Consider the following 19,263-nt stretch of genomic DNA (forward strand, 5'->3'; position numbering starts at 1 on the left):
CCGGGGGCACGCCCCGCCCCTTGGTTCGCTTCCCCCCTGCCCTGGCCCGGTTCACCCGGATAGGCTGTCGGCATGCCAGGCCAACCGTCCCACACCACCCCACCAGCCCTCGACGCCGCCGTGACCCGCGTCAAGGAGGCGGCCCCCGGCTGGGCCCGCGCCACCCTGCGAGAGCGGATCGACCTGGCCCGCGCCCTCCACGCCGGCGTGGCCCGGACCGCCGAGCGCGGGGTCCGTCTGGCCTGCCAGGCCAAGGGCCTCCCCTGGGACGGGCCGCAGGCCGGCGAGGAGTGGCTCTCCGGTCCCTACGTCACCCTGCGGCTCCTCCGGCTCACCATCGCCTCGCTCACCCTGCTCGGCCGCAACGGCAACACGCCGGTGGGCCCGCTCGGCGAGACCGCCGACGGCCACCTCACCGTGGGCGTCTTCCCGTCCAGCCTGCAGGACCGGGCCCTCTTCCTGGGCGTCCGCGCCGACGTCCACCTGCAGGAAGGCCTGGACGAGGCCGCCCTGCACGAGCGGCGCGCCCGCTTCCACCGGCAGCCGGACCACGACGGCCGGACCTGCCTGGTGCTGGGCGCCGGCAACATCAACGCCATCCCCCCCACCGACGTCATCACCAAGCTCTTCAACGAGGGGAAGACCTGCCTGCTCAAGATGAACCCGGTCAACGCCTACCTCGGCCCGGTGCTGGAGGAGGCCTTCGCGCCGGCGGTGGAGCGCGGGCTGCTGGCGGTGGTCTACGGCGGCGCCGAGGTGGGCGCCGTCCTGTGCGCCCACCCGGGCGTGGACGAGGTCCACATCACCGGCTCCGACAGGACCCACGACCTCATCGTGTGGGGGCCGCCCGGCGCGGCGCGCGACGCGCGGCGGGCCCGCGGCGAGCCGCTCCTCCGCAAGGAGATCACCTCCGAGCTGGGCTGCGTCTCGCCGGTGCTGGTGGTGCCCGGCCCCTGGGACGAGCGGCGGCTGGCCTTCCAGGCCGAGAGCGTGGCCGGCATGGTGACGCACAACGCCTCCTTCAACTGCAACGCGGCCAAGCTGCTGATCACGCCGCGCGGCTGGCGCCACCGCCAGCGCTTCCTCGACCTGGTGGTGGCGGCCATGGCGCGGGCCCCGGCGCGCGCCGCCTGGTACCCGGGCGCCGTCGACCGCTACCAGGCCCTCACCGCCGGCCGTCCCGGGCTGCGGCTGGTGGGCCAGGCCACCGCGCTCGATCCCGGGGCGCCCCCGCAGGCCGGGGCGCCGGGCGCCGGCACCTTGCCCTGGACCCTGGTCCCCGGGCTCGACGCCGCCTCGGCCGACCCGGCCTTCACCACCGAGCCCTTCTGCGCCGTCCTCTCCGAGACCAGCGTGGGATCGGAGGACCCGGTGGAGTTCCTGGCCGAGGCCACCCGCTTCGCCAACCAGCGGGTCTGGGGGACGCTCTCGGCCAGCCTGGTGGTCCACCCCGCCACTGCCGCCGATCCGACCACCGGCGCCGCGCTGGAGCGGGCGGTGCGGGCGCTGCGCTACGGCTGCGTCAGCCTGGACGTCTGGGCCGGCTACGCCTTCGCCTTCGGCACCACCCCCTGGGGCGCCTACCCCGGCGCCTCCCTGGCCGACATCCAGAGCGGCCGCGGCTTCGTCCACAACGCCCTGATGCTGGACGGGGTGGAGAAGTGCGTGGTGCGCCACCCGGCCTTCACATTCCCCAAGCCGCCCTACTTCCCGTCGCACCGGACCGCCAGCCGGCTGGGCCGCCGGCTCACCGCCCTGGAGGGCGGCCAGGGCTGGGGCGCGGTGCCCGCGGTGGTGGCCGCGGCGGTGCTCGGGTAGGCGGCAGCGCCGCGCCGCGACGGCACGGCGAGGGTGCGACGGTCCGGCCTGCGGGTCACCAGCACACGGGGTCGACAGCGCGGACCGTGCGTGGTGTCATCGTCCGGTTCGTCTGTGGGGGGGGGCGCGTGCGCGGATACCTGATCTCCTGGCTGGCCAAGCACTCGACGGGGCAGCGCCTCGAGGACTTCGTGCGCGAGCGGCCCGAGTCCTGGCTGGTCTGGGAGGCCGGGCCGTGGCGCCCCACCTACCAGAGCAAGGACACCCTGGCCCACGACCAGGAGCGCCACAGCCCGCCGCACGGCGCGGGCGAGTCCCTGGCCATCGCGCTGGAGCCGGCCCCCCAGAAGCCCTACGTCTCGCTGGGGCGCGGCCCGGACAACGACCTGGTGGTGGACGACGCCACCCTGTCGCGCCTCCACCTGCTCTTCACCCAGGACGCCTCCGGCTGGACGGTGCGCGACGCCGGGTCCACCAACGGCACCACCGTGGAGGGGGCGCGCCTGGGCCCCGACCCGGTGGCGCTCCTGCCCGGGGTGCGGCTGGTGGCCGGGTCGGTGCGGCTCACCTACTACGACTCAGGAGGGCTCTACCTCCGGTTGAAGGGGGCGCGTTAGAAGACCGGCTGGCCTCCGGAGGGCCCAGCCATGCTCAAGAAGATCCTGGTCGTCGTCGCCGCGCTGTTCGCCGTCCTGCTGGTGGTCATCGCCACCCGCCCCGCCACCTACCGCGTGGAGCGCAGCCTGGTGGTCGACGAGGGGGTGCGCCGCCTCTACGACACGGTGGCCGACCTGCAGCGCTGGAGCGCCTGGAGCCCCTGGGCCCGGCTCGACCCGGCCATGAAGTCCACCTTCACCGGCACGCCCGCCGCGCCGGGATCGGTCTACACCTGGTCGGGCAACGACAAGGTGGGCGAGGGGCGCATGACCGTCACCGAGGTCCACCCGCCCCTGCAGGTGAAGATCAAGCTGGAGTTCCTCAAGCCCTGGCAGTCCACCGCCGAGACGGTCTTCGACCTCTACGCCGAGAAGGGCGGGACCCGGGTGGTCTGGATCATGACCGGCACCCACGACTTCCTGGGCAAGGCCATGTCGCTCTTCATGGACATGGACAAGGCCATCGGGCCCGACTTCGAGCGGGGGCTGGCCACGCTCAAGCAGATCACCGAGGACGGGACGCTGGCGCGCTAGCGGCTCACTCCTCGAGGTAGTCGAGGTCCTTGCCGAAGGTCTCGCGCAGGCCCGAGGCGGCCCACAGGGCGATCACCAGCACCGCCGCGCCCACCACCGGCGCGCCCAGGGCCCGGCTGCCCAGCGCCTGCGAGGCCGCCGCGTAGGCGAAGGCCATGGGGCCGGCCAGGCCGCGCACGAAGTTGGGCACGCTGGTGGCCACGGTGGCGCGCAGGTTGGTGCCGAACTGCTCGGCCCCCACCGTCACCAGGATGGCCCAGTAGCCGGCCGCCAGCCCCAGCACGCCACACAGCACGTAGAAGGTGGACGGGGTGGCGCCGCGCCCCACCACGAAGTAGGCCACGGTGGCGGCGCCCAGCGCCGACTGGAAGAGCAGCACCACCGCGCGCCGGCTCCTGAGCGCCTGCGAGATGGCGCCGGAGGCCAGGTCTCCGAAGACCAGCCCGGTGTAGAAGGCGGCCACCGCGCTGCGCGCCAGCACCTCGCCGGTGACGCCCAGGACCACCGCCAGGTCCGGCGACTTGCTCACCAGCACCGCCTGCGAGAACCAGATGGGCAGGCCGATCAGCACCGAGCGGGCGAAGCGGCCGAAGCGGTCCCGGGTGGTGAAGATGGCGAAGAAGTCGCCGCGGGCCACCCCGCGCTTGCCCAGCCCGGCGAAGAGGCCCGACTCCACCACGCCGACGCGCAGCAGCAGGAGCAGCAGCCCCAGCCCGCCCCCCGAGACGTAGGCGATGCGCCAGCCGAAGTGGCCGGCCAGCAGGTTGGCCACCACCGCCCCCGACACGCCCACCGAGGCGATGATCATGGTGCCGTAGCCGCGCAGCCGGGCCGGCAGGATCTCGGCCACCAGGGTGACCCCGGCGCCCAGCTCCCCGGCCAGGCCCACGCCGGCCAGGAAGCGGCAGGCCGTGTAGCTCCACACGTCGGTGACGAAGCCGTTGGCCAGGGTGGCCAGCGAGTAGAGGGTGATGGAGCCGAAGAGGATGTGCAGCCGCCCCTTCTTGTCGCCCAGGACCCCGAAGCCGATGCCCCCCAGCAGCATGCCGGCGTTCTGGATGGTGAGGATCCGGTCGTACCAGACGGAGGCCTGCTCGGCGTCGAAGCCCAGCTCCGCCAGGCTGGGCTTCCAGAGCATGGAGAAGAGGACCAGGTCGTAGATGTCGACGAAGTAGCCGAGCGCCGCCACGATCACGGCGGCGTTGAGGAGGCCGCTCCGGTGGGTGGCGGCCGGGGCGGGATCGGTGGCCATGGCAGGCGACACGAAAGCCGAATTCCGCGGGGTGGGCAAGGGGCCGGCGCCGCGGCGCGGCCCGCCCGCCCGGGCCCTCGGCCCCGGCTCACCCCTCCCGGCGGGCCTGGAGCGCGGCCCTGAGCGCCAGCCGGGCCGCCCGCCGCACCCCGGCCTCCTCCTCGCGCCGCCGCTCCTCCGGCGCCTCGGCCCGGAGCGGGGGCACCGGCACCGGCTGCCCGTCGGGCCCCAGCGCCACGAAGGTGAGGAAGGCCCCGCAGCAGCGCCGCTGCTCGCCGGTGCGCGGGTCCTCGGTCAGCACCTCCACCCCCACCTCCAGGGAGGTGGTGAAGGCCGCGTTCACCTGGGCCCGCAGGATGGCGATCTGCCCGATGCGGACCGGCGCGCGGAAGTCGAGCTGGTCCACCGAGGCGGTCACCACCGGCAGGCGGGCGTGGCGCATGGCGGCCATGGAGGCGCACAGGTCGGTCCACTGCATGATGGTGCCGCCGAAGGCGGTGCCGATGACGTTGGCGTGGCCGGGCATGACCAGCTGGGTCATCTCGACCTGCGAGGCTGAGGCTGGGACGGGGGTCATCCACGTAGTATCCTCCGCCCCCTTCCCGGGAGCACGCATGCCGCTCGACGTCCGCCTCATCGACTTCGCCCGCGATCCGCTGGCCAAGCTCTACGGCGCCTACCGCACCTGCTACACGCCCAAGACCCCCGGCGAGGTCTGGGACGAGATCGCCGACGGGCGCATCCCCCCGGAGACCATCCGCGAGTTCATCGGCGAGCGGCTCAAGACCGGCCACGCCTCGCCGCTCGAGCAGGTGGTCTTCTGGTTCGGCATCTCGGGCGTGTCGCGCGCCCTGTCCCACCAGTTCGTGCGCCACCGCGTCGGCATCAGCTTCGAGCAGCAGTCGCAGCGCTACGTGAAGTACAAGGAGGAGCGGCTCGACTACGTCATGCCCAAGACCTGGGGCAAGCTGGGCCTGGCCGACGAGTACGATCGGCTGATGCGCGAGATCACCCGCGTCTACGAGGAGGCCCTCCGGAAGGGGGTGCCGGCCGAGGACGCCCGCTTCGTGCTGCCCAACGCCACCCCCACCAACTTCCAGGTGATGGTGAACTTCACCGAGCTCCTGCACATCGCCGACCTGCGGCTGTGCTGGCGCGCCCAGTGGGAGATCCGCCACATGGTGGCGATGATGCGGCGCGAGGTGATGAAGGCGGTGCCGGAGATCGGCGGCTACCTGCAGCCCAAGTGCGGCGACAAGCGCATGGGGTACTGCGACGAGCCGGTCAAGGAGTGGGCCCTGTGCCCCATCGGCAAGGTCCGCCCGCACAAGGAGCAGCTGCTGCAGGTCTTCGAGCAGCACCGGGCCGGCCAGCTGGTGCCGCTCACCGAGGCGCACCTGCGCACCGTGGAGGACGCCGGCGCCGAGGACGGCTAGGCGAGGTCACGCCCCGTGCGGGCGGTCGGTCGGTCCCGGCCCGCCCCCTAGAATGCCGGGATGCCCCGCCACGCCGCCGCGCTCGCCGCGCTCCTCGTCGCCCTCCCCGCCGCCGCCCAGGTCCAGAACGTCGAGGCGCCGCTGCCCGCCGGGCTGGCCCTGCCGGTGCTGGGGGCCGCCGGCGCCGAGGAGGCCACCGCCCTCTCCGCCAACCCGGCCGGCGTGGGCTTCGTGGGCGCCCCCTCGCTCCACTACTTCCACCAGCAGGCCGACGACCGGCGCGGCGGCCGCGGCGACGGCCTCTACGCCGCCGGGCTGCTCGGCCCCTTCGGGCCGGCGCTCTCGGTGGAGTGGGTGCGCCCCGCCGACGACGCCGGCCCGCGCTACCGGCTCACCACCCTGGGGCTGGCGCTGGGCGACGGCCACGCGGTGTCGCTGGGCGTGGCCTGGCGCTGGTGGTCCTCGCCCGACCCGGCGCTGGAGGCGCTGCACGCCTGGGACCTCGGCCTGACCGTGCGCCCGGCGCGCTGGCTCTCGCTGGGCGCCTCGGCGCAGGGGCTCGACGCCCGCCTGGCCGGCGCGCGCCTGCCGGTCCGCTTCGACCTGGGGGCGGCGACCCGCCTGCTGGGCGACCGGCTCACCCTCTCCGCCGACCTGCTGGCGGACGACGCGGACGGCCTCCCCTTCCGCGCCACCCACGCCGCGGCGGGCCTGGCCCTCGAGCTCGGGGGCGGCCTGGGGCTGCTCGGGCAGCTCCGCCTGGCGCTGCCGGACGCCCCCCAGGGCCAGCGCGACGCCGCCGGCCTCGTGACCCTCACCTGGAACGCGGCGCGGATGGGCGTCACGGCCGGCGCGAGCTCCGGCGAGGCGGGCCTGGCCTCGCTGGTCGGCCTGCGCAGCTCCACCGAGCGCTACCGCGGCGTCGCCCTGGCCACCCAGGTGCCGCGGCTCGACCTGGCCCGGCAGCTCGAGCCCCGGCGCATCCTCTTCTTCGAGGTGGGCGACCGGGACCCCTACGGCGCCCTGCTGCGCCGCCTGGAGCAGGCCCGGCGCGACCCGGAGGTGGCGGCGGTGGTGCTCGAGGTGGACGCCCTGCCGCTCGGCGCGGCCCGCGTCGAGGAGCTGCGCGCCGCGGTGACGGCGCTGCGGGCCACCAAGCCGGTGCTGGCCTACCTGACCGGCGGGGGCACCCGCGAGTACTGGCTGGCCAGCGCCGCCACCGCCCTGGCCGTGCCGCCCGGCTCGGCGCTGGTGGTGAACGGCCTGGCCCGCACCCAGCTCTACCTGAGGGACGGGCTGGCCCGGCTCGGGGTGCTGGTGGAGGTGGCCCGGGCGGGCTCCTACAAGTCGGCCCCCGAGCCGCTCACCCGCAGCGGGCCCTCCGACGAGTCGAGCGCCATGACCGCGGCCCTGCTGGACGACGTGGCCGGCCGCCTGCGCGCCGACCTGGCCAGCAGCCGCCGGATGGCGCCGGAGCGGGTGGCGGCGCTGCTCGACCAGGGGCTCTTCACCGGCGCCGAGGCCAAGGCGGCCGGGCTGGTGGACGAGCTGCTCTGGCCCGACGAGCTGGCGGCCTGGACGCGCAGGCAGGTGGGCCGCCAGGCCCACCTGGCGCCCGGCTGGGAGCCCACCCCGACGCGGGCGGCGCAGCAGTGGGGCGCCCGCCCTGCCATCGCGGTGGTGCGGCTGGAGGGGGCCATCACCGCCGGCCGGAGCCGCGCCGCGCCGCTCGGCGCCGGCGGGCTGGCCGGCGCCGACACGGTGGCCGACGCCATCCGGGCCGCCGCGGAGGACCGGCGGGTGCGCGCCATCGTCCTCCGGGTGGAGTCGCCCGGCGGGGACGCCCGCGCCGCCGACCTCATCTGGCGCGCGGTGGTGCAGGCCCGGGCCAGGAAGCCGGTGGTGGTCTCGATGGGCGACCTGGCGGCCAGCGGCGGCTACCTGGCGGCGGTGGGCGCCACCGCCATCGTGGCCGAGCCCTCCACGCTGACCGGGTCCATCGGGGTGTTCCTGGTGAAGCCCGACCTCTCCGGCGCGCTGGCCAAGCTGTCGCTCGCGCGCGACGTGCAGCAGCGCGGCGCGGTGGCCGACGTGGCCTCGCTGGTGAAGCCCTGGACGCCGCCGGAGCGGGCGGCGGTGGAGCGGCTGGTGGACGCCACCTACCGCGGCTTCCTGGAGAAGGTGGCCGAGGGGCGCGGCCTGCCGCTCGCCGAGGTGGAGCCGCTGGCGGGCGGGCGCGTCTGGACCGGCGCGCAGGCGCTGGAGCGCCGGCTGGTGGATCGGCTGGGCGGGCTGGCCGACGCCGTGGCGCTGGCGCGCCAGCAGGCCGGGCTGCCGGCCGACGGCGAGGTGGAGCTGCTGTGGCGCGGCGGGCGGGAGCGGTTCGACCTCGGGTCCCCGCTGGCCTCGGCCGCCGCGCTGCTGGCCGAGGCCTCGCCGCCCTCCCCGCTGCTGCGGGCGGCGGCGGCGGTGCCCGAGCTGCAGGCCGCCGCGCTGCTGCTGGAGCTGGGGCCGGTGCTGGCCTTGCCGGAGGAGTGGCTGGGGGCGGCAGCGCCCTGATCGGGACCGGCCGGCAGGCCGCCGCACACATTGCCTTTCGCTCGCAGATCTTTTTTGCTATGGATCCTGGCGTCACTCCGCTTCCGGCGACCTTGGGTCGCGGACGGCACGGGGTGACCCCCGGGCGGCCTGCTTCAGTGCGCACCACCGGACGCAGCCCTCGAGGCTGCGCGGATGCGACGGCCACCTCTCCAGGAAGGCAGTAGGACGCACGACGGGCGACTCGCCCGGACGAGCGCAGCAAACACAGCATGAGCGAGAACTCCGAGTCCCCGTCACAGGGCCAGAACGCGCCCCCTCCCTCCACGCCGGCGCCCAGCCAGGCGCCAGCCGCCGCCGCGGCCGGCTTCGACGCCGACGGCGGCCCGGGTGACCAGGGCGGCGCGCCCGGCCAGCCGGGTGGGCAGGGCGGCCGCCGCCGCCGCCGCCGCCGCGGGCGCCGCGGCCGGGGTGGCCAGCCGGGTCAGCCCGGACAGCCCGGGCAGCCGGGGGTGCAGGGCCAGGGCGGGCCGCAGGGCCAGCCCGGCGCCGCGCCCGGGGTGAACGGGAACGTCGCCCAGGGCGCGCCCCAGGCGCCGCCGCAGGCCGAGTACCGCGGCCAGCCGGGCGGCAACGCCCAGCCCGAGGTGACCGAGGAGGTGGAGGGCGTCCTCCACTTCGAGGGGCGCGGCAACGGCTACCTGCGCGACCCGAAGAAGAACTACAACCCGCAGCCCTTCGACGTGGAGGTGCCGCGCCACCTGGTGGACCGGCTGCACCTGCTGCCCGGCCTGCTGATCAAGGGCCAGGCCACCACCCGCAACATGAAGCGGACCCTCACCCGGGTGGACACCCTGGAGGGCGCCGATCCGATGGCGGTGCTGCGGCGCACCGGCTTCCAGAACCTGACCGCCACCGACCCCACCGAGAAGCTGGTCATCGAGACCCGCGCCGACGAGCTGGTCGGCCGCGTGCTCGACCTCATCTCGCCCATCGGCCTGGGGGCGCGCGCCCTCATCACCTCGCCGCCCAAGGCCGGCAAGACCATCATGCTGCAGCGGATCGCGCAGGCCATCACGGCCAACCGGCCCGACGTGCACCTGACGGTGCTGCTGGTGGACGAGCGGCCCGAGGAGCTCACCGACATGCGCCGCAACATCAAGGGCGAGGTGATCGGCTCCTCCAACGACCGGCCGGCCGAGGAGCACATCCACGCCGCCGAGATGGCCATGGAGCGCGCCCGCCGGCTGGTGGAGGGCGGCAAGGACGTGGTCATCCTGCTCGACTCCATCACCCGGCTGGCCCGGGCCTACAACAAGGAGGTCGAGTCCTCCGGCCGCACCCTCACGGGCGGCGTCGACTCGCGGGCGCTGGAGCGCCCCAAGCGGCTCTTCGGCGCCGCCCGCAAGGCCGAGGAGGGCGGCTCGCTCACCATCATCGCCACCGCGCTCATCGACACCGGCTCGCGCATGGACGAGGTGATCTTCGAGGAGTTCAAGGGCACCGGCAACATGGAGGTGGTGCTGTCGCGGCAGCTGGCCGAGCGGCGCATCTTCCCGGCCATCGACATCGGCGCCTCCGGCACCCGCAAGGAGGAGAAGCTCTTCTCCGCCAAGGAGATCGAGAAGGTGCGCCGCCTGCGCGGCGCGCTGGCCTCGCTCAAGCCGGTGGAGGCCATGGAGCGGCTCCTCAAGAAGCTGCAGGAGTTCGAGACCAACGACGAGTTCCTGAACTCGTTCTGAGGCTCCACGAGCCGCAGCACCCCAGCGGCCGCGCCGGGTCCAGAGGTGGACCTCGCGCGGCCGTGGTGCGTCCGGTCCCCCTGGTTCCACCGCGCCGGGATCCCGGGCGGGGCGGGACGTCCAGCCGGTGATCGGGTGGACAGGAGGACCATGGTGGGCCATGGCTTGTCCAGCCTGCGTCCAGCGCCTGACCAGCAGCGAAGTGGGAGGCAGGCGTGCGCATCACGCGCACCGCCATTCCACGGAGTCCAGCATGACCAGCCTCTCGAAGCCCCTCGCCGTGCTCGCCATGTCGGCCTTGGTCCTCACCGCCTGCGGGGACTCCAGCGACCCCGCCCCGCTCAACGCCGTCCAGACGGCGCAGGCCACTCCCGACCTCAGCATCCTCGTCGAGGCGGTGGTGGCGGCCGAGCTCTCCACCACGCTCTCCGGCCCTGGCCCCTTCACCGTCTTCGCCCCCACCAACGCCGCCTTCGGCGCCCTGCTCACCGAGCTCGGCGTGAGCAAGGCCGAGCTGCTCGCCAACAAGCCCCTGCTCACCGCGGTGCTCACCTACCACGTGCTCGACGGCAAGGTGCTGAAGGCCCAGGTGCCGGCCGGCAAGGCCATCACCACCAAGCAGGGCGGGATCTTCAAGATCGACGCCGCCGGCCCGGCCCTCACCATCACCGACGGGCGCAACCGGACCGCCGGGATCGTCACCACCGACCTCGAGGTCTCGAACGGCGTGGTCCACGTCATCGACCGGGTCATCCTGCCGGCCGACAAGAACATCGTGCAGACGGCGCAGGCTCTCCCCGACTTCAGCATCCTCGTCGAGGCGGTGGTCGCCGCCGACCTGGCCGGCACCCTCTCCGGCCCCGGTCCGTTCACGGTCTTCGCCCCGACCAACGCGGCCTTCGCCGCGCTGCTCACCGAGCTCGGCGTCAGCAAGGCCGAGCTGCTGGCCGACACGGCGCTCCTGACCAAGGTCCTCACCTACCACGTGCTGGCCGCCCGGGCCCTCAAGGCCGACATCGTCCCCGGCCTCCAGCCCGCCACCGTGCAGGGTGAGGCCTTCAGCATCAGCGCCAGCCTGATGATCACCGACGGCCGGGCGCGCATGGCCGGCATCGCCGCCACCGACGTGCTCGCCAGCAACGGCGTCATCCACGTCATCGACAAGGTCATCCTGCCGGCCCCGTGATCGGGTCCTCCCCGGGCCGGAGCGGCGCTCGCCCCGGCCCGGGCCCGCTTCACCGGAGGGAGCGGCCGTCGGCCGCGGGCCCCTGGCGTGGCGCGCCCGTCCCGGGCGGGCCCGCAGGGGGCCTTGCCGTTGACGCCGGGTACGCCAATATCGGTGCGGCCATGCCGCCCGCACCGGAGACCCCCATGCTGGTCCGCGCCGCCCTCGGCGACGACGCCGCGGTGCGCGGTTGCCTGGCCCGCTTCGGTGGGCTGGTCTGGGCCCTGGCCCGCCGCCTCTCGCCCTCGCCCGCCGACGCCGAGGACGCCACCCAGGAGATCTTCCTCGACCTGTGGCGCCACGGCGCCCGCTACGACCCGGCCCGGGGCTCGGAGGAGGTCTTCGTGGCCATGCTGGCCCGGCGCCGGCTCATCGACCGGCGCCGCACGGTCCTGCGCCGCCCGGCCACCCTGCCCCTCGCCGAGGCGGCCGGGGCGTCGGTCCAGGGTGACGCGGAGCGCTGCGCCGAGGCCGGCCTGGCCGTCCGGGCCATGGCGGGGCTGCGGGTGGAGCAGCGGGAGGTCCTGCGCCTGTCGGTGACGCAGGGGCTGACGCACGAGGAGATTGCCGCCCAGACCGGCATGCCGCTCGGCACCGTGAAGGCCCACACCCGGCGCGGCCTCCAGCGCATCCGGGCGGCCCTGCTGGGCGAAGTGAACGAGGGAGTATCGCCGGAGGACGAGCGATGAGCGGGCCGGACCGACAGGACGAGCTGCTGGCCGCCCGCGCCCTCGAGGGGCTCGTCCCCGAGGAGGCGTCGGAGCTCCTGCGCCTGCGCGCCGCCGGCGACGACGGGTTCGACCTGGCGGCCGCGGCCGTGGCGCTCGGCACCATCCCGCCCGAGCCGATGCCGGCGGAGCTGGCGGCCAAGGTGCTGGCCGCCGCGCCGAGCGCCGGCGCCGCGCGGGCCGCCGGGCCGGCCGTTGGACCGGTCGGCGTGGCACCGATCGCCGGACCGGCCGGCGTGGTCCGGGTCGTCGAGCCGCCTGCCCGTGGCCCAGGCACCCCGGAAGGCGCGCCCGGACCTGTTCCGATGGGGCGGCTGGGCCGTCGCGGCCGCCTGCCTGGCCCTGGCCGGCGCGGCCTGGCTCCGCCCGCCCGAGGTGCTGGAGACGGAGCGGCTGGTGGTGCAGTCGCCACCGCCCGTGCCTCCCCTGCGGCGCGGCGCGAGGCGCTGCTCCGGGAGGCCCCGGACGCGCGCACCGTGGCCTGGGCGGCCACCAAGGACCCTGCGGCGCAGGGCGCCTCCGGCGACGTGGTCTGGAGCGGGGCGCGCCAGGCCGGCTTCATGCGCATCCGCGGGCTCCAGCGCAACGACCGCGTCCGCGCCCAGTACCAGCTCTGGATCTTCGACGCCGCGCGCGAGGCGGCCCACCCGGTGGACGGCGGTGTCTTCGACGTGGCGGGGGACGAGGTGGTCGTCCCCATCGACGCGGCGGTCGCGGTGGACCGGCCGACCCTGTTCGCGGTCACGGTGGAGCGGCCCGGCGGCGTGGTGGTGTCGAGGCGCGAGCGGATCGTGCTGGCGGCGGCCGTGGCGAACTGAGCCGGGCGGGCGAGTTCGGACGTGGTCCAGACCGGCTACATCGGTAACGGGCTGACCGGAGACATGGGTAACAGTCTCGGCCATGCCCTGGGCCCAGGCTGACCAGATGAGCGAGCGACTCCGATTCGTGTTGGCGCAGCGGAAGAACAGGTCGACCTTCAGCAGCCTCTGTGCGGCGTTCGGCGTGGCGCCAAAGACCGGGTACAAGTGGCTGCATCAGTTCGAGGCCTCGGGGGCCGCCGGACTCGTGGACCGATCCCGCCGGCCCAAGTCGAATAGCCGGGCCATCCCCGAGGCCGTGCGCGATCGCCTGGTCGAGCTGCGTCGCGTCCACCCGACCTGGGGCCCGAAGAAGCTCGTCGCGTGGCTCGAGGCGAACACGCTCGGCCTCGATGTGCCGGCCCCAAGCACGGTCGGCGAACTGCTGAAGCAGCGCGGGCTCGTGATGGAGCGCAAGCGAATACGCCACCAGCAGCCTCGTACGGAGCCACTTCGCCACGCTGACAAGCCCAACGCAGTCTGGGCGATGGACTTCAAGGGCTGGTTCCGCCTGGGCGATGGCGTTCGATGCGACCCGCTGACCATCACCGACGGATTCAGTCGGTACCTCCTTTGCTGCAATGCCGGGAAGGCGACGGGCGACGAGGTCGCCAGAGACGTCTGGGCCGCGCTGGTGAGGACGTTCCGCGAGTTCGGCATGCCAGCGGCCATTCGCGTCGACAACGGCCAGCCCTGGGCTGCCCCGAAGGGCACGCTGGGCATCACAAAGCTCGCCGTGAAGATCTTGAAGGCCGGCGTGGCGCTGGAGCGTATCGATCCCGGCAAGCCCCAGCAGAACGGCCGTCACGAGCGCTTCCACCTGACGCTCAAGCAGGAGACCGTTCAGCCTCCGGCCGAGGACATGCAGGCGCAGCAAGACCGCTTCGACCTCTTCCAGCGCGAATACAACGACGAGCGCCCGCACGAAGCGTTGCGGCAGCGACCGCCCAGCAAGATCTACACCCGTTCAAAGCGAGCCTGCCCGAGTCGCCTCGCCGTGCCGGAGTATCCGAGCTGGTACTCCACCGTCACGCTCAAGATAGGAGGCAACGTGCACCTCCTCGGGACGACCTACTTCATCAGCACTGCACTTGAGGACGAACGGGTCGGCATCGTCGAGGTCGAAGACGGCTGCTTCGAGCTCTACTTCTTCAGTCGGCTCCTTGGCCGGATCCACACCGCACACCCTGAACTGGGCTTCATCGCCGCCTGAGCACCGTTACCGATGTCTCCGGTCTGGGCGTTACCTGTGTTTCCGGTTGCACAACGTCCGAACCAAGATCGTAGGGTGGCGATGAGCTGGTGGCCCCGATCCTCACCTGGGCCGCGCCGCCCGGGCCGGAACTCCTGGGCTTTGGGGCCAGGGGCGGAATCGCACTGGCTGCCCTCGCTGCTCACGCTGGTGGGTGCGGGTGCTCATCCTCCTCCGGGACCCCCACCCCCTCCGACCGCCACGGCCTGCGCCGACGGGCTCCGGAACCAGGACGAGACCGACGTGGACTGCGGCGGCTCCTGCCGCGCCGGCTGTGCCGTGGCCGCGTCGTGCAGCGTGAACGCCGACTGCATGCTCGGAGCCTGCTCGGGTCGCACCTGCGTGGTGCCGGCTGGCGCGCCGACGCCCACGGGGCCGGTCAGCGCGGTCCTCGGCGCGGCCGGGGGCGCTGGACGTGGTCACGCCCGAAGGAGCGACGCTCCACCTGGAGGTGCTCGCAGGGGCGCTGATCGCCGATGTCCCGCTGACCGTGGAGCCGCTGGCGGCTCAGCGTGGCGAGTGGTTCCGTATCGCCTTCGACACGCCAGGGCTGCTCTTCCGTCAGCCCGTCGCCGTGACCCCTGACCATCCCCGGCGGCGCCTTCGACGCCGACGCCACCCTGTTCTCCCGCGCGTCGGGCGCCGACCAGCGGTTCTACGCCCTTCCGTCCGGAGCCCCGACGGCCGCACGCTGACGGCGGCGGTGACCTCGCTGGGCTTCGGCAGCCTGGCGACACCGGGCCTGCCCCCACGGCCGCCGTCGCGCGGCAGGCGCACGGCCTCCACCTGGGCGGCCCCGTGGCGACCAGCCCGGGCGCCGACCCGGTCTACTGGAACCGCTTCTTCCTGAACGCCGCCTCCATCCCGCTCGACGACCTTCTGCCGGCGCTGCGGACCCTCTTCTCCGGGCTGCTCGAGGAGGGGCTCGTCCAGGAGGCCATGGTCCTGTCCATCGGGACCAACATGCTGCTGCAGCGCCTCGGCGCAGACGAGGGCCAGTGGACGGCGCGGCGCGGGCCTTCTTCGACGACATGATGAGGAGCGTCTGCACGGGCCTGGAGGGGCGATGAAGCGCTCCGCCGAGCCCCAGCCGCAGTGCTTCTGGCAGGCGCGCGACTCGCTGAAGGACCTGCTGACCCTCGGCAGGCTGGAGAACCAGGTCGACGCTATCGCCAGCGGCGGGTGCAACGCCAACAACGCCTGGGCCGCCACCGCCAGCGCGCTGATCGATCGGACGGCTGACTACCTGAACAACTCCGCCAATCGGCTCTCCATCGTGGCCTGCAACTGCAGGGATCCCAAGCGGCTGGCGGCCGAGGCGGCGGGCCGGCTGAAGGCACGCCCCTGGTGCCGCGCGCAGCCGCCCCAGTCCAGGATCGCCCCGGGGGGTGTCGTCCGTCGCCTCTGACCGCACCACCGAGCCGGGTGAGTGGAGGTGCTGCTCGAGTCGGTGTCCGACTCCGGAGATGCCTTCGCTCCTCTACGCCGTTGGCGCCGTCGAGGATGGCCAGCGCTGCGATTCGGCCGCACGTGGCGCGCTCATCGGCTCTGCGCGCAAGCATGCCTATGCGCTCTGCAACGACAACCAGGACAGCTCCATCCTGACCTCGCTCGGCTGCAGGGTCGGCATCCTGGACGCGCCGCGCCCGAGCTCGGCGTCGCGATCCTGATGGACGCCCACGCTGGCGGTGCCGCGCTCCACGTGGTCGCCGAGCGAGCCGGGCACTCGCCGATCGCCACGGTCGACGTCCTCCCCCGACCGCGCCCGACCAGGCCCCGGCCGTGCCCCCCGTCGAGGCGGACCTGGACGGCTGGCCCAGCTCCGGTCCCATCGCCACGCTGCGCTGCCGGACGAGTCCTCCTTCGGGGCTGCGACCCTGAGCAGGACGAGCTCACCTTCACGGCGGTCGCCGGCGCCACCCGCGTCCTCGAGTCCCGCTACGCCAACGCCGCGCAGGACATCCTCACGGCCGCGGCCGCGCCTTTACCCGATCGACCTCCACAGCACGCGCTTGGCCTCGGCCTCCCCACCGACGGCACCGGGTCCTTCGACGTCGTCATCGAGCGCAAGGGGCCTGGTTGTGGAGTCCAGCCGGCCAGCAACACCATCTTCACCGTGCCGGTGAAGTTTGGCGTGCCCCGGCTGGTCCTGGACGAATCGCGTAGCTTCCCGCATGTCTACAGGGTTCAAGATCGGGGGCCGACCGGCCCGACGGAGATCTCAGCGTCACCGGGCCCGGAGCGCTACTTCCTGCGCCTCTACTTGCGCCAGCGGAACGTCCTGATCGGTACGGTCGTCAGTCTTCGACGGCACCTCGGCCGGATGGGCCACTCCTGACGCTACCGGGGCCATCGGCCCGGTCCACCTGCCGGCGGCGACAGCGAGGATCCCGTGGCCGCCAGCAGCAACGGACGTTTCCGGGCCAACGGCACGACCAAGACTTCGCGTCCGCGCCGGCGGGGAGGGTTCCTGAGACGTCACGCACCCCGGTGTCCGCATCTACGACAAACCAGACCGACGCGTTGATTGACTCCCTTCACCGACAAAGAACTCCTTCCAGGGCCTCGCCGTAGGACCCGCTGGCGAGGTGTTCACGCCGAGCAACCCGGCTGGTACCTGCTGGCTGCCGGCGGCGCCCCCGGGTCCTCGGCAACTACCAGGCTTCTCGAGCGCCTTCAGCGTCGGCGGCGACAAGGTCATACTCTCGGATACCCCCATCCTTCATCGAGGTGGACCTCGCCACCGGCCAGAGCCGCACGCTGCCGGCGCTCGGCAGCAACACCACCTCGGCGCCCTGACCGTCGAGGAGGGCGGCCTCCTGTCTCCACGTCTCAGGGTGAAGCCGAGCTCGCAGCTCCACCCGCCGGACCTGGCCACCGATGCGATCACCGACGTGGGGGAGTTGCCCTGGGGGCTCGGCCAGTTGCAGTGTACGCCTCCCTGACCCGGCGGGCGGCCTCAGCGTCGGGCCGCCCTCGCCCTCGCCTCCTCCACCCACCCCCCTGGTGCGGCAGCCAGGCCAGCGCCGGCTCGCGCTGGCCCCAGTCGCCTCGCACTCGAAGCCGGGCGACGGCGCCAGCGCCCGGCTCACGCGCGGGCGGTCGTCGAAGGCCATGCGGCAGCCGACCTCGCTGAGGAACGCAGGGCGCCAGCGCGTCCCGCGGGGCTCCGCTTCGGCCGCGCTCGAGCAGCGGCCGGACGCGGGTAGCGGATGATCCGGCGCCGGTCGCCCTCGGGCGGCTCCACGCCGTCCACCCAGGGCACGCCGACGTGCTCGGCCAGCACCCAGTCACCGGTGAGGAGCAGGGCGGCCAGGGCCGCTGCGGGGTCGCTCGAGGCCACGGAGGCCCCCTCACCCCGGCCCTCCCCCGACGGGAGCGGGCCTCGAGGAAGCGCCCGGCGCCTTTGAGGCCTGGCCGGGTCAGGCAGCATTGCCCGCCGCAGTCGGCGCAGAGGTCGGGGCGCTCGTTGCCGCTCACCGGATGAGGTCCTGGCGAGCACGGTCCAGTCCGAGCGGGCGTGCCCCTCAGGCCAGCACTCGTCCATCCGGGCGGCGATGGCCGGCCGATGGCGGTGAGCGGCACCCCCGGCCGCCGCGGCCTCCAGCATGAGCCGGGCGTCCTTGCGAGCCATGCCGAGCTTCCCAGGACGGGTTGGCGAAGCCGCCGGGCTGGATCCGCTCATCCGCGCCGGGACCAGCGCACCCGGGTTGAAGAGGTCGAAGAGCGCGCCGGCCTCGGCGGGTGGGATGCCCTGCGCCTTGCCCAGCGCCAGCGTCGATGAGGCCGTATGGTCATGGCCACCAGGAAGAGGTTGCCGATGAGCTTGAGGCCCGCGGCCCGCTCCTCCTGCGGCCCCACCCAGGTGAGAGCGCCGGTTATCGGCCGCAGCGCCGGCGACAGCGTCGAAGCGGGCGCGCGATCGCCGGAGGCCAGCATGAGGCCGGTCCCTCCAGCGCGTTGACCGGTCCCATGAAGACCGGCGCTGCGAAGGTGATTGCCGCGCGCCGCCCACCGGGGCTCGCCCGCGCGCCGTGCCGGCGGCCGAGGTGGCGCTGTGGTCACCACCCGCCGCCGCCGGAAGCCGCCAGGCCGGGCCGCCTCCAGCACTCGTCCACCGTGCCGCGCCGCCGGAGAGCGTGAGCACCCGCGCCGCGCCGCGCACCGCCGCGGCCGGGTCGGCGCACGGGATCGCCCCCACCCGGCCAGCGCGGCGCCTTGGCCGCGGTGCGGTTCCAGACCTGCACCGGCTGCCGCGGCGGCGCAAGGCCTTCTGCCACGAAGCTGCCCCCGAGGAGGCCGGTGCCGAGGAAGGGGAGACGACGGGGCGCATCCTGCCCCGCGTCGGGCTGGCACCGCTAGCGTCGAGGGCGATGCGCCATGCCCCTCCCCACCGGCCCGGTCGCCGGCGTCCTCCTTGGCTGACCCGACGCTTCTCGACGAGCTCGGCCCTGACGCCCTGAGGAGCGGCGGCGCTGGAACGATCGCTGGGCGACTGCCAGCCTGGAGCTCCGCCTTGGTTGCGCCGCCGAGGCCGGTGACGACGGCTTCACCAGCGCCCCGAGCGGCCCTGGGCGCCCTCGGCCGGTGAACGTGCTGGTTCGGACGTCCGGAACCGTCGCCCTCGGTCGCTCCTGCCCCCTGACCTTTACGCCGTGGCGGGCCAGGGACAACCCGATGCACGTCCTCCTCATCGGCGGGAACTGTCTGTGGGCCCCCTGCTCGGCTGGCGGCGCCTGGCGGGCGGCCACCGGTCACCACCGCGGCCACCACCCGGTCCCGTTCGGCGGGCGGGTGAGCGGGCTGGTCGGCGACCGGACGGGCGACCCGGCAGGCCTCCCTCGGCGGCCGCCCTTCGACGCGGTGGTGGACTTCGTGGCCTTCACCGGCGCCGACGACGAGAGCGCCACGGCGGCGCTGGCCGGGCGCTGCGGCCACTACGTCCCCATCTCCACCGGGCAGGTTCACTTGGTGCGCCAGGGGCGTCGATGTCGGACACCGAGGCGGACGCCGATGTCCGGTTCGGTGATGCCGGCGCCCCGCAGGCCCCTTCGACCGTGGCAGGGACTACGGCGCGGGATGCGGACCTGCGAGGAGGCGTTGCCGGCCGCGGCCGGCTTCCCAGCCACCCGCGTCCGCATCCCCATGGTGAACGGCGAGCGCGACCTGCAGCGCCGGCTGCGGTACTCTGGCGGCTGCTCGACGGCGGCCCGGTGTTGCTGCCG

General features: G+C 74.2%; 15 protein-coding genes. 13 read left to right on the plus strand and 2 right to left on the minus strand.

Annotation, left to right across the window (positions count from 1 at the left end; all coding sequences use genetic code 11):
* The first annotated feature begins 72 nt into the window (after positions 1-72).
* The 3 genes from IPO09_22355 to IPO09_22365 all read left to right on the plus strand — a co-directional run bounded on the left by IPO09_22355 (position 73) and on the right by IPO09_22365 (position 3,008).
* The gene (locus IPO09_22355) at positions 73-1,818 is read left to right on the plus strand and encodes an aldehyde dehydrogenase (GenBank protein MBK9520011.1); all 1,746 of its coding nucleotides are present in this window, start codon (positions 73-75) and stop codon (positions 1,816-1,818) included.
* Between the two features lie 128 nt (positions 1,819-1,946).
* Positions 1,947-2,435, plus strand: coding sequence for an FHA domain-containing protein (locus tag IPO09_22360; GenBank protein ID MBK9520012.1), 489 nt, complete (start codon positions 1,947-1,949; stop codon positions 2,433-2,435).
* A 30-nt stretch (positions 2,436-2,465) separates the two neighbouring features.
* Entirely contained in the window at positions 2,466-3,008 is a 543-nt protein-coding gene (locus IPO09_22365; GenBank protein MBK9520013.1) for an SRPBCC family protein, read from the plus strand.
* Between the two features lie 4 nt (positions 3,009-3,012).
* Here the strand turns inward: IPO09_22365 and IPO09_22370 are convergent, their stop codons facing one another.
* Both IPO09_22370 and IPO09_22375 read right to left on the minus strand, forming a co-directional pair.
* Positions 3,013-4,260 (minus strand): MFS transporter, encoded by a 1,248-nt coding sequence (locus IPO09_22370; protein MBK9520014.1) that lies wholly within the window; start codon positions 4,258-4,260, stop codon positions 3,013-3,015.
* 88 nt (positions 4,261-4,348) lie between these two features.
* Positions 4,349-4,837 (minus strand): acyl-CoA thioesterase, encoded by a 489-nt coding sequence (locus tag IPO09_22375; protein MBK9520015.1) that lies wholly within the window; start codon positions 4,835-4,837, stop codon positions 4,349-4,351.
* Between the two features lie 37 nt (positions 4,838-4,874).
* Between IPO09_22375 and thyX the strand changes: the two genes are divergently transcribed.
* The 10 genes from thyX (at position 4,875) to IPO09_22425 (ending at position 15,708) form a co-directional block, all read left to right on the plus strand.
* Positions 4,875-5,696: an FAD-dependent thymidylate synthase gene (gene thyX, locus IPO09_22380; GenBank protein MBK9520016.1), complete on the plus strand. Its 822-nt coding sequence runs from the start codon at positions 4,875-4,877 to the stop codon at positions 5,694-5,696.
* Between the two features lie 60 nt (positions 5,697-5,756).
* Positions 5,757-8,255: a signal peptide peptidase SppA gene (gene sppA, locus IPO09_22385; protein ID MBK9520017.1), complete on the plus strand. Its 2,499-nt coding sequence runs from the start codon at positions 5,757-5,759 to the stop codon at positions 8,253-8,255.
* A 626-nt stretch (positions 8,256-8,881) separates the two neighbouring features.
* The gene (gene rho, locus IPO09_22390) at positions 8,882-9,976 is read left to right on the plus strand and encodes a transcription termination factor Rho (protein ID MBK9520018.1); all 1,095 of its coding nucleotides are present in this window, start codon (positions 8,882-8,884) and stop codon (positions 9,974-9,976) included.
* Positions 9,977-10,229: 253 nt separating this feature from the next.
* Complete coding sequence (locus IPO09_22395; GenBank protein MBK9520019.1) at positions 10,230-11,162, plus strand: fasciclin domain-containing protein; 933 nt, start codon at positions 10,230-10,232, stop codon at positions 11,160-11,162.
* A 161-nt stretch (positions 11,163-11,323) separates the two neighbouring features.
* Complete coding sequence (locus tag IPO09_22400; protein MBK9520020.1) at positions 11,324-11,890, plus strand: sigma-70 family RNA polymerase sigma factor; 567 nt, start codon at positions 11,324-11,326, stop codon at positions 11,888-11,890.
* Positions 11,887-12,747 (plus strand): hypothetical protein, encoded by an 861-nt coding sequence (locus tag IPO09_22405; protein ID MBK9520021.1) that lies wholly within the window; start codon positions 11,887-11,889, stop codon positions 12,745-12,747. The genes IPO09_22400 and IPO09_22405 overlap by 4 nt, the downstream gene beginning before the upstream one ends.
* A 106-nt stretch (positions 12,748-12,853) precedes the next feature.
* Positions 12,854-13,999, plus strand: coding sequence for a transposase (locus IPO09_22410; GenBank protein MBK9520022.1), 1,146 nt, complete (start codon positions 12,854-12,856; stop codon positions 13,997-13,999).
* An 837-nt stretch (positions 14,000-14,836) separates the two neighbouring features.
* On the plus strand, positions 14,837-15,073 hold the full coding sequence (locus IPO09_22415) for a hypothetical protein (protein MBK9520023.1): 237 nt from the start codon (positions 14,837-14,839) through the stop codon (positions 15,071-15,073).
* 31 nt (positions 15,074-15,104) lie between these two features.
* Positions 15,105-15,446, plus strand: a complete 342-nt coding sequence (locus IPO09_22420) for a hypothetical protein (GenBank protein ID MBK9520024.1) — start codon at positions 15,105-15,107, stop codon at positions 15,444-15,446.
* Positions 15,447-15,504: 58 nt separating this feature from the next.
* On the plus strand, positions 15,505-15,708 hold the full coding sequence (locus IPO09_22425; protein MBK9520025.1) for a hypothetical protein: 204 nt from the start codon (positions 15,505-15,507) through the stop codon (positions 15,706-15,708).
* The last annotated feature ends 3,555 nt before the right edge of the window (positions 15,709-19,263 follow it).

The organism is Anaeromyxobacter sp., from assembly GCA_016718565.1.
Lineage (GTDB): Bacteria > Myxococcota > Myxococcia > Myxococcales > Anaeromyxobacteraceae > JADKCZ01.

What these genes read in the sequence shown, in the direction of transcription:
- IPO09_22370 (MBK9520014.1), bottom strand. Translation starts at nt 4,260, where the DNA reads ATGGCCACCGATCCCGCCCCGGCCGCCACCCACCGGAGCGGCCTCCTC.
- IPO09_22425 (MBK9520025.1), top strand. Translation starts at nt 15,505, where the DNA reads ATGCCTTCGCTCCTCTACGCCGTTGGCGCCGTCGAGGATGGCCAGCGC.
- IPO09_22375 (MBK9520015.1), bottom strand. Translation starts at nt 4,837, where the DNA reads ATGACCCCCGTCCCAGCCTCAGCCTCGCAGGTCGAGATGACCCAGCTG.
- IPO09_22410 (MBK9520022.1), top strand. Translation starts at nt 12,854, where the DNA reads ATGAGCGAGCGACTCCGATTCGTGTTGGCGCAGCGGAAGAACAGGTCG.
- IPO09_22365 (MBK9520013.1), top strand. Translation starts at nt 2,466, where the DNA reads ATGCTCAAGAAGATCCTGGTCGTCGTCGCCGCGCTGTTCGCCGTCCTG.
- thyX (MBK9520016.1), top strand. Translation starts at nt 4,875, where the DNA reads ATGCCGCTCGACGTCCGCCTCATCGACTTCGCCCGCGATCCGCTGGCC.
- IPO09_22355 (MBK9520011.1), top strand. Translation starts at nt 73, where the DNA reads ATGCCAGGCCAACCGTCCCACACCACCCCACCAGCCCTCGACGCCGCC.
- IPO09_22395 (MBK9520019.1), top strand. Translation starts at nt 10,230, where the DNA reads ATGACCAGCCTCTCGAAGCCCCTCGCCGTGCTCGCCATGTCGGCCTTG.
- IPO09_22405 (MBK9520021.1), top strand. Translation starts at nt 11,887, where the DNA reads ATGAGCGGGCCGGACCGACAGGACGAGCTGCTGGCCGCCCGCGCCCTC.
- IPO09_22420 (MBK9520024.1), top strand. Translation starts at nt 15,105, where the DNA reads ATGAAGCGCTCCGCCGAGCCCCAGCCGCAGTGCTTCTGGCAGGCGCGC.
- sppA (MBK9520017.1), top strand. Translation starts at nt 5,757, where the DNA reads ATGCCCCGCCACGCCGCCGCGCTCGCCGCGCTCCTCGTCGCCCTCCCC.
- IPO09_22400 (MBK9520020.1), top strand. Translation starts at nt 11,324, where the DNA reads ATGCCGCCCGCACCGGAGACCCCCATGCTGGTCCGCGCCGCCCTCGGC.